This is a genomic window from Rhodococcus sp. WMMA185 (assembly GCF_001767395.1).
In the GTDB taxonomy this organism is placed as follows: Bacteria; Actinomycetota; Actinomycetes; order Mycobacteriales; family Mycobacteriaceae; genus Rhodococcus_F.
Genome location: NZ_CP017014.1, coordinates 204,428 through 216,501, shown reverse-complemented (window position 1 = coordinate 216,501; position 12,074 = coordinate 204,428). Strand labels below are relative to the sequence as shown.

The following is a 12,074-nucleotide window of genomic DNA, read 5'->3' as shown; positions in this document are numbered from 1 at the left end:
AAAGATCCGACCAACTCCGCAAGTCCGGACGATTGTTCGTTATACGAACACGCTGACCTTTCGGTCTGCCAGCTACCCGACAGACCGGTCGAATCACGCCTCTATGATTGCCGTCACACCTTGTCCGCCGGCCGCGCAAATCGAGATCAACCCACGTCCTGACCCCTTCTCGGCAAGCGCCTTGGCGAGCGATGCGACGATACGGCCGCCCGTCGCAGCGAACGGGTGCCCCGCCGCCAACGATGATCCGTTGACGTTCAGCTTGCTCCGATCGATAGACCCGAGTGCGCCGTCGAGACCGAGCCTCTCCTTGCAGTACTCCTCCGATTCGAAGGCCTGCAGCGTCGCCAGCACGACGGATGCGAAAGCTTCGTGGATCTCGTAGAAATCGAAATCCTGCAAGGTGAGGCCGTTGCGGGCCAGCAGACGCGGGATGGCGTACGTCGGCGCCATCAAGAGTCCGTCCTTGCCATGGATGTAGTCGACGGCCGCGGTCTCGGAGTCGACGAGATGGGCAAGTACCGGCAGTTTGCGCTCGGCAGCCCACTCGTCGCTCGACAGCAAGACCGCAGACGCGCCGTCGGTGAGCGGGGTCGAGTTCCCCGCCGTCATCGTGGCGTCGCCCGCCTTTACCCCGAACACCGGCTTCAGCGTCGCCAGCTTCTCGACGGTGGAGCCGGGGCGCAGGTTGTCGTCCCGGGTGAGGCCCAGGAACGGCGTCACCAGATCATCGAAGAATCCGCGGTCGTATGCGGCGGCCATGTTCTTGTGGCTGGCCGCAGCCAATTCGTCCTGGTCCTCACGGCGGATGCCGAACTCCTTCGCCGTGATGGCTGCGTGCTCGCCCATCGAGAGCCCAGTGCGGGGTTCGCCGTTGCGTGGGATCTCGACGCCGAGCATCGAGGGGCGAACATTGCCGAGGAGTTTGATGCGTTCGCCAGTCGTCTTCGCACGGTTCAATGACAACAGGAACTCGCGAAGCTCGTCGTTCACGCCGATCGGGGCGTCAGACGTAGTGTCGACGCCACCGCCAACTCCGGCATCGATACGTCCGGCCGCGATCGCATCACCGACGGTCACAATCGACGCCAACCCGGTGCCGCACGCCTGCTGCAGGTCGAACGCCGGGGTGTAGGGGCTCAACGCGCTACCGAGCACGGATTCGCGCATCAGGTTGAAGTCGCGGCTGTGCTTGAGCACGGCGCCACCCGCTACCAAGCCCAGCTTTTCGCCCTGAAGGTTGAAGCGGCTCACCAGCCCGTCCAGGGTCGCGGTGAACATGTCCTGGTTGGACGCCTGCGCGTACGCCTTGTCGGAGCGGGCGAAGGGAATTCGATTTCCGCCGACGATGGCGACGGGACGCTGCTGCTTTCCGCGTGGCTTCCGCGCTGCTGCGGACTTCGAGGTGGTGCGAGCTTTGCTGGTCACTGAACGTCTCCAAGGATCTGGTGTGATTACCTGTTGGCTACTATTCTTACTCAGGAGTAAGTTTCTTGTCGACACCGCGCCCCAATCGGAGCCCGGTGACTGACCACCCAGAGACGACAGAAGGTAGGACAGTGTCAGCCAGCAAGGGAGCTCCCGACATCTATTCCCAGTTCCTCTCATCCGCGCCCGGCGCTTTCATCGCCGCGAAGGCGGGACTGCCGCGCCCAGAGAACTTGCGGCGATACAAGCACGGCGAGCCGCCGCTCCCCGGTCCGGTCCTGATCGGAGGCAAGGGCCGTCTCGCCGAGCCGCTGCGTCAACTGCTGTCCGACTACACCGAGGCAAGCGCGGGCGACGACCAGTACGGCGCCCTCGTATTCGATGCCACCGGCATCGCTTCGGTCACCGAACTCGAGCGGCTGTTCGAGTTCTTTCAGCCCGTGATCCGTAACCTCGCGCCATCGGCGCGCGTCGTGGTACTCGGCACCACTCCGGAAGAAACGTCCGACGTCGACGAGCACATCGCGCAGCGCGCGCTCGAAGGCTTCACCCGCAGCGTCGGCAAGGAAGTCAAGCGCGGCGCCACTTCGATGCTCGTCTACGTCTCACCGAAGGCCTCCGCAGGCCTCTCGGGCCTCGAATCCACCCTCCGATTCCTGCTGTCGGCCAAGTCCGCATTCGTCAGCGGTCAGGTCATCCGGGTGGGCGACCAAGACTCCGTTTCGCCCGCAGACTGGGACAAGCCCCTCGCCGGCAAGATTGCCATCGTGACGGGTGCGGCCCGCGGCATCGGCGCCACCATCGCCGAGGTGCTCTCCCGCGACGGCGCGCACGTCATCTGCGCCGACATCCCGTCTGCCGGTGAGGCGCTGTCGGAGACCGCAAACAAGGTGGGCGGAACGTCCCTCGCGCTCGATGTCACAGCCGACGATGCGGCCGACAAACTGGCCGAGTTCGTCCTCGAACGGCACGGCGGCGCAGACATCGTCGTCCACAACGCAGGCATCACCCGCGACAAGACGCTCGCCAACATGGACGAGGGCCGCTGGAACATGGTGATCAACGTCAACCTTCTTGCTCCGCAACGAATCACCGACACTCTCGTCGCCAAGGGCGCTCTGAAGGAGGGCGGCCGCGTGGTCGACGTCTCCTCCATCGCCGGCATTGCGGGCAATCGCGGGCAGACCAACTACAGTACCTCGAAGGCGGGAGTCATCGGGTTGGTGCAGGCGACCGCGCCGGTGCTGGCGAAGAAGAAGATCACCATCAATGCCGTTGCCCCAGGCTTCATCGAGACGGCGATGACCGCGGCGGTTCCCTTCGCCACGCGCGAGGCCGGACGTCGCATGAGTTCCCTGCTGCAGGGCGGTGAAACCGTCGACGTTGCCGAAACTGTCGCCTACTTCGCAAGTCCCGCATCGAGCGCCGTCACCGGGCAGGTCGTCCGAGTCTGCGGCCAGAGCCTGTTGGGTGCATGATGGCGGGCAAGGTGGTGCGACTCACCGAGACGCCGCGCACGCTCGACATCTACGCTGGTGCGGTCCGCAGCGCGATACCGTTCATCGGGGCTAGTGGGCACGACGCCCCGGACACCACGCTCGTGCTGAACGGCCTGCGCGTCGATGCCGACAACCTGGCTGCTTATGACCGGGTGACCGGCCTGCGTTTCGGAGACGTCCTTCCGGTGACGTACCCGTTCACCCTGGTGTTCCCGATCATGATGAAGTTGATGGTGTCGGACGGGTTCCCCTTCCCCGCCATCGGATCGGTGCACGCGGAGAACGTCATAGAACAACTTCGGCCCATCTCCATGAGCGAACCGCTCGATGTGTCGGTACATGCGGCGAATCTGCGCGAGCACCGCAAAGGTCTGCTGATCGATGTGATCAGCGAGATCAGGGTCGGACGCGAACTGGTATGGAAGCAGACGTCCACCCTTCTGCATCAGCAGAAGACGTCGTTGTCCGGGCAGCCGGGCCCCGAGCCGAAAGGCGAGGCGGAACCGCTTCGCCCCTTGCGAACCCTCCGGGTCGATCAAAAAACGATCAGCAAGTACGCCGCGGTGTCGGGTGACCGCAACCCGATTCACGTCTCGTCCTTGGGCGCAAAGGCTTTCGGATTCCCCAAGCCGATTGCGCACGGCATGTGGAGCGCCGCTACCGTTCTCGGCTCGGTGGAGGGGCGGATTCCGGATGCCGTCACCTACAGTGTCCGGTTCGGCAAGCCGATTCTGCTACCGTCCACGCTCAACCTGTACGCCGATCAGACCGACGACGGCTGGGATCTTTCGCTGAAGAACGCGCGGAAGGGTTACCCCCACCTCACGGCGACGCTACGGTAGCTGCCCCGGGGAATGTGCCTTTCGGCGCTGCGCGGTCACCGACCCCAGCGCCGCCCCGCCGAAAGGCACATTCACTCCGGCTTCTTTTCGCCCGCTAGACCGCGCCAGGCAAGAGACTCCAGAAGATCGACCGCCGTAGCCACCTCGATCTCACCGCCGGCGACACGGTCGGCGACGGCCTCACCCGCACCGACGAGGGCGATAGCGATCAGCTCGAAGTCCTGGCCCTCACCCGGATCCCGCGTGCTCGACTCGAGCAGATGGGCGGTCAATTCGATCAGACGGTCTCGGCTCGACTTCACCGAACCGACGAACGCCTGCTGCCTCATTGCCTGGCGGTACAGAACCATCCACGACTTGCGGTGCGAACTCACGAACCCGAGGAACTCCTCGAGCGCGCGACGCAGCTGCTCTCGCGGGCTCAGGCTGGGATCTCCCGCCGGAGCGAGTGCCTCGACGAAACGTCTGCCCTCGCGTGCGATGCAGGCGGCGAACAGTTCATCCTTGGACCCGTAGTACAGGTACAGCATCGGCTTCGAGATTTCCGCCTTGGCCGCAATCGCGTCCATAGACGTCTCGTGAAATCCTCTGTCGGAAAAGACGTCGACAGCCGCATCGAGCATCTGCTGCTCGCGCACTGCGCGTGGCAATCGCTTGGTGCCGCCCGCCATTCGTCCTCCATCGATCGCCCTGACCCGCTATCTTACTCTACGGTAATAAAGCGGGTCCGGGCGAAGAACGAGAAGCTAGCAGGCAAGCGCATCCTTGGCACGGGCAACCGTCAGAACAGCTTCGTCGACGCGCTCCTGGGGCAGTTTCCCAGATGCCACAGCGTCTTCGAGGTGGTCGAGCACCCGCGGAACATCGTCGGTGGTGATCCACAACGCAACGTCCACACCCGCTACCAGAGCCGCCTCGACCGCATCTGCGATGTCGTATCGGTCGGTGATGGCCTTCATGCCGCTGAGGTCGTCGGTAAAGATGGGTCCGGCGAACGGTGCAGCACCGAATCCCGTGCCTCCGCGCAGCAGTGCCACGGCGTCGGGGCTGATACTCGCAGGGACTCCCGGAGCCGTCAGCCCGGGAACCTCGAGGTGGCCGAGCATGACTCCGACACCCGTCGTCCCGAGGTCGCGGAAGGGAATGAGATCCTTCGCCCGCAACTCGTCGAGGGGCGGCGTCGTGACGGCACCGGTATGCGAATCACCCGACGCCGATCCATGACCGGGAAAATGCTTGATCACGGGCAGGATTCCAGCGTCGCGCATTCCACGCGCGTAGGCGTCGGCGTAACGGCTGACGACGGCGGGGTCGCTCGAGTACGAGCGGTCGCCTATGACGCTGTTGTCAGGCTGACTGCTCACGTCCACATCGGGGGCGAAGTTGACTGTGACGCCCAAGTCCTTCAGACCTCGGCCACGCTCGAGCGCCATCTGATAGGTCTGCTCCTCAGTCATCGTCGCGGCGGTCTGCCTGGCGGACGGTATCGGCCCGAGTAGATCCGCGGCCCGAGAGACACGGCCGCCCTCCTCGTCGATCGTCACCATCAGTGGCAGCGGCGACGCGGACGCGACCTGAGCGACCTTACCGTCGGCGAGTAGCGACTTGTCGGTCCAGCTGCCGATGAAGATGCCGCCGATCTGTTCATCGCGGACCACCCGCAAAGCGTCTGCTGTCCCGGTCACACCTACATTCAATAGCTGAGCGAGTTTGTGCCGCAGCGACAATGATTGAAGGAACTGTTCATCACATGTGACCGGCGCAGCAGCGGGGGGCGCAACCACAGCCTGCGAGACCGGCATCGCGGCGGAGGATTCCGGCAGTGTACCGATACCACCCGAAGAGCATCCAGCCACGAGACCGGCGCAGGCAGTGAGCGCGAGTGCATACTTGAGGCGCATGCGTTCGACCGTAGCCCAGTTCGTCGCCGACGCTTCCGCGGCGGCCGAAGAAACCGGCTACCACCACTGACCGCCTTGCTAACCTGTGTGTAGCGGAACCCCGTACTCAGGAGGTCCTGGTGACTGCAGGTTTGATCATGATCGCCTATGACGGATCCGACAATGCCAAACGTGCGGTGGAGTACGCGGGCCGGTTCATCGCGTCCGATCGCGCGGTACTGGTGACGGTATGGGAGCCGATGGCTCGGCAGGCTGCACGCATGTCTGGAATCTCGGGTGTGATGCAACCCGAATGGGTGCCCGACGAAGAAACCGAAGACGTCGCACTCGGCGACGCCAAGGCCACGAATACAGAGGGCACCGAACTCGCCGAGGCCGTCGGCCTGATCACCGAAGGTCGATGCGTCGAATGCACTACCACCATCTGGTCGGCGATCGTGGAGACTGCCGACGAACTCGCGGCCGACATCATCGTCACAGGCACCCGCGGAACAACGGGGCTGCGGTCGCTTCTACAGAGCAGCGTCGCCGACCATGTCTTGCGACACAGCCACCGTCCGGTGCTGATCGTGCCTCCCGGGAGGTAGTCAAACGGCCACGACTACTGTCAGGTCCACCATGGACGGTTTTCTACTCTCCCGTGCAGATCGAACGTTGCGTGCGTTCGGCGCCCGGGACACATACGACACTGCTGCGGCGAGCATCACCGCCCTTTCGAACGGTGATACGGAGCTGATCGTCGGCGCCTTGCCGTTCGACCCAGAGCGTCCCGCGGCCCTGACAGCGCCCGAGTTCTGGGAGTTCACCGACGGCCCCTGGCAGCCCGAGAGCATTCCGGACCTTCCGATGGTGAGCCTGACCCGCGAAGTTCCGGCTCCCGCCGAGCACGTGTCCCGCGTCCGGTCCCTCATCGCGCGCCTGCGGGGCGGCGCACTCGAGAAGGTCGTCGCCGCGCGCAGCGTTGCTCTCGGCGCCGACTCCCCCATCTCCGCGGAGGCATTGGTCGCTAGGCTGATCGCCCTTGATCCTGCCGCCAACGGATTCGCCGTCGACCTCACGGCCGCCGGCGACAGCTTCCGCGGCCACAGCCTGGTCGGCGCCAGCCCCGAAGTGCTGCTCAGCCGGCGCGGGCGACGGGTGGTCTGCCGCCCACTAGCCGGAACGGCACCGCGGCGTCTGGACCCCGCTGCCGACGCGCAGGAGGGCCGCGCCCTGCTCGAGTCCGCCAAGAACCTGGCAGAGCACGCTTTCGTCACGGACTGGATCAGGGAGGCTCTGGCCCCGTTGTGCAGCGAGTTGTCGATTCCGGATTCACCCGTCCTCACCAGCACGCACGAAGTGTGGCATCTGGCAACACCGATCGAGGGCATACTTCGCGACCCGGCGACCAGCGCCCTGGACCTGGCGACTGTCCTGCACCCGACACCAGCCGTGTGCGGAACGCCGACCAGCCTGGCAATGACGACCATCAAGGACATCGAGGAGGACCGGCGGTTCTACGGCGGCGCCGTCGGATGGTGTGACGCGGAAGGCGACGGCGACTGGGTGGTGGCAATCCGATGCGCCGAGATCACCGCAGACGGCCGCGAAGCGATCGCGACGGCTGGCGGTGGGATCGTCGCCGAGTCCGACCCGGAATCCGAGCTCGAGGAGACGAGCACAAAACTGCGCACCCTGCTACGAGCCTTCGCCCTCGAGCAGCGACCGGAGCACAACGGCGCACCGACGAGACATCACTACCGGGCACCAATCTGCAGTTCTCTGGCCTCCGGGTGATACCTTGACCCTTGCAGTTCGCACGCGGGAACACCCTGTGTGCTCCGATGACACAACGGTGGGAGATGTCTGATGCAGAAGTTCCTTGTGCCCGGTGCGGTCAGCGCCGTAATCGGCATTGCGCTCGGCACTGTGGCAACACTCGGCATCACCGCAGCTGCGCAGCAAAACACGCGTCCCGAGGTCGACCGCAGTGGCAATGCGGATTCCTCACTGCTGAACCAGGTTGAGTACGGCAGCCGCTGAGGGCGCACGCTCCACGAGTTCCCGCACTTCCCCCGAGTCGGCGGCCATGTCCTCCATGGCGCCCTCCGGGGAGCCTCTGTCACGACGGTGGCTGTTCGGCGCCTCTGTCGTAGCCCTTCTTCTCACCTTTCTCCAAGCCCCCCGCCGGCTCGCCGCCGACACCAAGTACGACCTCTCCCAGAATCCGATCGGATTCCTCGAGCGGGCGTCGCATCAGTGGAGTAGCCAGGCCCCCATGGGCCAGGTCCAGAACCAGGCCTACGGATACTTCTTCCCACACGGCACCTTCTTCTCGCTCGGCGACATCCTGAATGTCCCTGCATGGATCACGCAGCGCCTGTGGTGGGCCTTGCTGCTGGTTGCCGGCTTCTGGGGCATCATCCGCGTGGCCGAAGCTCTCGGCATCGGTAGCCGCTCTTCTCGCATCATCGCGGCAGTCGCTTTCGCCTTCTCTCCCCGCGTCCTGACAACGTTGGGTTCGATCTCATCGGAAACCCTCCCGATGATGCTGGCTCCGTGGGTGCTGCTACCGCTCATCTTGGCCTTCGCCCCGACTGGCACCGGCCAAGCCGGTAGTGACATTCGTGGCGGCGCGCTCCTGCGCTCACCCGCGAGACTAGCGGCGCAGTCGGCGCTCGCGGTCGCCCTGATGGGCGCGGTCAACGCCGTTGCAACCGCGGCGGCATGCCTCGTCGCCGGACTGTGGTGGATCTCTCATCGCCCGAACCGTCGCTGGTGGACATTTACCGCGTGGTGGCTCCCCTTCCTGGTTCTCGCCACCGCCTGGTGGGTTGTTCCGCTACTTCTGCTCGGCAAGGTGAGTCCCCCGTTCCTCGATTACATCGAGTCCTCCTCCGTGACGACGCAATGGACGGCCCTCGCGGAGGTCCTGCGCGGCACCGACAGCTGGACTCCGTTCGTTTCCCCCGAGCGCATCGCCGGCGCCGTCCTCGTCACCCAACCCGCCGCCGTCGCCGCGACCGGCCTCATCGCCGCCGCGGGTCTTGCCGGGCTGTGCATGCGATCGATGCCCGCCCGCGGACGCCTGGCACTGATCCTCTTCGTCGGTGTCGCGGGGCTCGCGGCCGGATACGTCGGCGAGCTGGGCTCTCCGTTCGCCGACCAGGTGCGATTGTTCCTCGATTCCAGCGGGGCACCCCTGCGGAACGTGCACAAACTCGAACCGCTCGTCCGACTGCCCCTCGTCCTCGGACTGGCTCATCTGCTGGCGAAGGTACCGCTGCCCGGTTCGGTCCCCTCCGCCCGCTGGCGCAGCGCGGTCGCACATCCCGAGCGTGAACCGATGGTCGCGGTCGCCAGCTTGGTCCTGGTTGCCCTCACCCTGGCGACGTCGCTGGCATGGACTGGCAAACTCGCCCCGCGCGGCACCTACACCGCGGTACCCGACTATTGGCATCAGGCGGCAGCGTGGCTAGAGGAGAACGCCGGGGGCACCAGTCCGGACGGCTCGGACGCCGAACGCGCTCTCGTCGTTCCCGGCGCACCGTTCGGTAGCCAGGTGTGGGGCCTCACCCGAGACGAACCCCTGCAGGCGCTGGCATCGACACCCTGGGCTTCGCGCGATGCCGTCCCCCTCACCCCACCCGGAACCATTCGGGCGATGGACTCCATCCAGCGACTCATCGCCGACGGCCGACCCTCGGACGGCATGGCGCAGACCCTGCTGGGGCAGGGCATCCACTACCTCGTACTCCGCAACGATCTCGACCCCGACACGTCCAGATCGGCCCGACCGATGCTGGTTCACCAAGCGATCGCCGGCTCTCCCGGATTCACACGGGTCGCCGAGTTCGGCGAGGACATCGGGCCCGCCGAGACCGAGGGCTTGGTGATCGACAACGACCTGAGGCCCCGCTACCCGGCCATCGAGATCTTCGAAGTGTCGATGCCGGACGGCGCTCCGACGACCAGCGGACCGTACGTGGCAGACCTCGACACGATCCCGCGCGTACAGGGAGGACCTGAGTCGCTGCAGCGTCTGCGGGAGAACGGCGCCCTGCCCGGCGCCGGGCCGGTATTGCTGGCCGCAGACGCACAGCGCGCCGGATTAGCTGTCGACGATGTCACCGTCACCGACACTCCCCGAGACCGCGAAACCGACTACGGGAAGGTCGACAACCACAGTTCGGCCTTGCGCAGTCCTGACGACCCTCGGCGCACCTTCAACCTCGTGCCCGACTATGCGGTCGCTGACACACCCCTGGTGGAGGGGAGATGGGAGGGCGCGAGACTGACCGTGTCCAGCGCCGCCTCCGACGCCACCCAACTGGGCGGCACCTCCCCGGGGAGTAGCGCCGCGTCGGCCGTCGACGGCGACCCCTCGACGGGTTGGTTCAGCAACGTCCTCGAACGAGCTCTCGGCCAGTGGCTCCAGATCGACTTCGACACCCCGCTCAGAAGCTCTCTGCTGCACATCACGACAAGCCCGGCCGCGATCGGCGTCCCCGTCCGTTGGATGGAGGTGTCGACACCCAACGGCACCACCGCGGTCAAGGTCGACGCCCCGGGTGAGCCGATCACCGTATCCGTACCCGGCGGCCCCACACCGTGGGTGAGGATCACCGCTACCCGAACCGAAAATGGTTCTGCAGGGGCGCAGTTCGGTATCAGCGAGCTATCGGTGGAGGACTTCTCCAATCCTGACGCGCCCGTCACCATCCCGATCCGGCATCAGACGGTACTGCCGCCGACGCCGAGTGGTGCGTCTGTATCGGGATGGGACCTGAGCCAAGAACTTCCGGGACGAAACGCCTGCGCCGAGGGCCCCGACCGCATCCGGTGCAGCAACGCCCTTATCGTGCCTCCCGAGGAGGTCGGCGTGTTCGAGAGAACGCTGACCGTCCCCGAAACCACCGAAGTCACAACCCAACTCACGGTGCGCGCACGGCACGGAGCTGCGCTGGAAGAGTTGCTCACCCAGCGGGATCGACCCACCGCACAAGGAGCGAGCGACATCGGCGACCTCCGCGGTTCCGCATTCGCTGCCACAGACGGCGACATACGCACCAGTTGGTCGTCGGCGTTGGACACTACACACGGCACAGGCGCGAAGCCCACTCTCGTCATCGACCTACCCGAACCCACGCTCGTAACCGGCCTCCAACTGACACCCAGCCTCGGCCCGGTGCCCGCTGCTCCACACCGAGTCGCCGTCGACCTGGGGAGCGGCCCACAGGTGCGCGACGTGGACTCCGGCGACGGGACCGTCGCCCTCGAACCGCTGGTGACCGACCGAATCGTGCTCAGTCTCGTGTCCTGGGATGACATCGTCGACCGGAACGTTCTGGGGTTCAGTCAGTCGCAGCCGGCTGGACTCGCGGATGTCGGGGTGCTCGGCGAGGGTGGCGCACTGCTGCCCGGTTCGGGACCGACCGACGACCCGGGCGCCCGTACGGTGACCGTTCCCTGCACCGAGGGGCCTGTCGTGTCGATCGGCGGGCAACCCGTCCGCACCAGTATCACTGCAACTGTCGACCAGATTCTTTCCGGCGCCCCGGTGTCCGCGACCGTGTGTGACTCTTCCGGCCCGGTGACATTGGTCGCGGGCTCCCAGGAAGTCACGGTGGATCCCGGGTCGGCGTTCTTCGTCGACAGCCTTCGCCTGAACGCGGGACCGGCGGAGACTGCAGTTCCGACCGAGCGGGTCGAAACCACCGCGTGGACCGACAACCACCGAGAGCTGACGGTGCCGCACTCGGATTCGGAACGGCTGGTCGTCGTACCCGAGAGCACCAACATCGGCTGGGTGGCAACCGACCCGGACGGCAACGAACTGACTCCGATCGTCGTGGACGGATGGCAGCAGGGATGGGTCGTCCCCGCAGGAACCGAAGGGACGGTGACTCTCGACTTCCCCACCGACCGTTGGTACCGGCTGGGAATCTTCGGCGGCTTGCTGCTGTTGGTTCCACTGATCGCCGCCGCACTGTGGCCGCGTCGTCGGGACCGCAGGCGCGACCCGGGTGCGGCACCCAGAACCTGGGGCAGCGCATCGGTCGGCTGGCTCGGAATCTTGGCCGCCGCCACCGTGATCAGCGGACCGGTCGGCGCGGCAACGACGATCGTGATGACCGCATTGGTCGCCGGCCTCGTCCATCTACGCGGAACCATCTCCACGGCACGGGTTCTGGTCGGCATCGCGGGCGCATCCGCGATGCTCGGCATGGCAATACTGTCCACCGGCCCGTGGCGCGCACCAGACGGATACGTCGGGCACTCGTTCTTCGTTCAGTTCCCGCTGCTGGTTGCCTTGGTCGCCACGGGACTGGCCGTGTTACCGCTCGGGCGTTCGACGCCGCTGCGCCGGCTATCCCATCGCCTGACGGCGCGGCGTGCGGGTTCTTCCACCAGTGCGTAGCTCG

9 protein-coding genes are annotated in these 12,074 nt (G+C 65.8%); 6 read left to right on the top strand and 3 right to left on the bottom strand.

Annotated features, from left to right (window positions below):
- Positions 1–93: 93 nt before the first annotated feature.
- A complete protein-coding gene (locus tag BFN03_RS00805; protein ID WP_070377414.1) occupies positions 94–1,428 on the bottom strand; it encodes an acetyl-CoA C-acetyltransferase in 1,335 nt (444 codons plus the stop codon).
- Positions 1,429–1,559: 131 nt separating this feature from the next.
- Between BFN03_RS00805 and BFN03_RS00800 the strand changes: the two genes are divergently transcribed.
- Together BFN03_RS00800 and BFN03_RS00795 are read left to right on the top strand one after the other, a co-directional pair.
- Positions 1,560–2,906: a 3-oxoacyl-ACP reductase gene (locus tag BFN03_RS00800; RefSeq protein ID WP_070377413.1), complete on the top strand. Its 1,347-nt coding sequence runs from the start codon at positions 1,560–1,562 to the stop codon at positions 2,904–2,906.
- On the top strand, positions 2,906–3,769 hold the full coding sequence (locus tag BFN03_RS00795) for a MaoC/PaaZ C-terminal domain-containing protein (RefSeq protein ID WP_070377412.1): 864 nt from the start codon (positions 2,906–2,908) through the stop codon (positions 3,767–3,769). Before BFN03_RS00800 ends, BFN03_RS00795 begins: the two co-directional genes overlap by 1 nt.
- 71 nt (positions 3,770–3,840) lie before the next feature.
- On the opposite strand, the gene BFN03_RS00790 is transcribed toward BFN03_RS00795, so the two are convergent.
- Complete coding sequence (locus tag BFN03_RS00790) at positions 3,841–4,440, bottom strand: TetR/AcrR family transcriptional regulator (protein ID WP_070377411.1); 600 nt, start codon at positions 4,438–4,440, stop codon at positions 3,841–3,843.
- 75 nt (positions 4,441–4,515) lie between these two features.
- A complete protein-coding gene (locus tag BFN03_RS00785; protein ID WP_070377410.1) occupies positions 4,516–5,670 on the bottom strand; it encodes a glycoside hydrolase family 3 N-terminal domain-containing protein in 1,155 nt (384 codons plus the stop codon).
- 137 nt (positions 5,671–5,807) lie between these two features.
- Between BFN03_RS00785 and BFN03_RS00780 the strand changes: the two genes are divergently transcribed.
- The 4 genes from BFN03_RS00780 (at position 5,808) to BFN03_RS00770 (ending at position 12,070) form a co-directional block, all read left to right on the top strand.
- On the top strand, positions 5,808–6,257 hold the full coding sequence (locus BFN03_RS00780) for a universal stress protein (protein ID WP_442971894.1): 450 nt from the start codon (positions 5,808–5,810) through the stop codon (positions 6,255–6,257).
- A 31-nt stretch (positions 6,258–6,288) separates the two neighbouring features.
- Complete coding sequence (locus BFN03_RS00775) at positions 6,289–7,446, top strand: isochorismate synthase (protein WP_084385449.1); 1,158 nt, start codon at positions 6,289–6,291, stop codon at positions 7,444–7,446.
- Between the two features lie 72 nt (positions 7,447–7,518).
- Positions 7,519–7,692 carry a DUF2613 domain-containing protein gene (locus BFN03_RS19970; RefSeq protein ID WP_084385448.1) on the top strand — a complete coding sequence of 58 codons (174 nt, stop codon included), beginning with the start codon at positions 7,519–7,521 and terminating at the stop codon, positions 7,690–7,692.
- Between the two features lie 46 nt (positions 7,693–7,738).
- Positions 7,739–12,070: an alpha-(1->3)-arabinofuranosyltransferase gene (locus BFN03_RS00770; protein ID WP_070377408.1), complete on the top strand. Its 4,332-nt coding sequence runs from the start codon at positions 7,739–7,741 to the stop codon at positions 12,068–12,070.
- Positions 12,071–12,074: the final 4 nt, after the last annotated feature.

Bases quoted from the DNA above. Each gene is read 5' to 3' on its own strand.
- BFN03_RS00780 (WP_442971894.1), top strand. From the start codon at position 5,808: ATGATCGCCTATGACGGATCCGACAATGCCAAACGTGCGGTGGAGTAC.
- BFN03_RS00795 (WP_070377412.1), top strand. From the start codon at position 2,906: ATGGCGGGCAAGGTGGTGCGACTCACCGAGACGCCGCGCACGCTCGAC.
- BFN03_RS19970 (WP_084385448.1), top strand. From the start codon at position 7,519: ATGCAGAAGTTCCTTGTGCCCGGTGCGGTCAGCGCCGTAATCGGCATT.
- BFN03_RS00785 (WP_070377410.1), bottom strand. From the start codon at position 5,670: ATGCGCCTCAAGTATGCACTCGCGCTCACTGCCTGCGCCGGTCTCGTG.
- BFN03_RS00790 (WP_070377411.1), bottom strand. From the start codon at position 4,440: ATGGCGGGCGGCACCAAGCGATTGCCACGCGCAGTGCGCGAGCAGCAG.
- BFN03_RS00775 (WP_084385449.1), top strand. From the start codon at position 6,289: ATGGACGGTTTTCTACTCTCCCGTGCAGATCGAACGTTGCGTGCGTTC.
- BFN03_RS00770 (WP_070377408.1), top strand. From the start codon at position 7,739: ATGTCCTCCATGGCGCCCTCCGGGGAGCCTCTGTCACGACGGTGGCTG.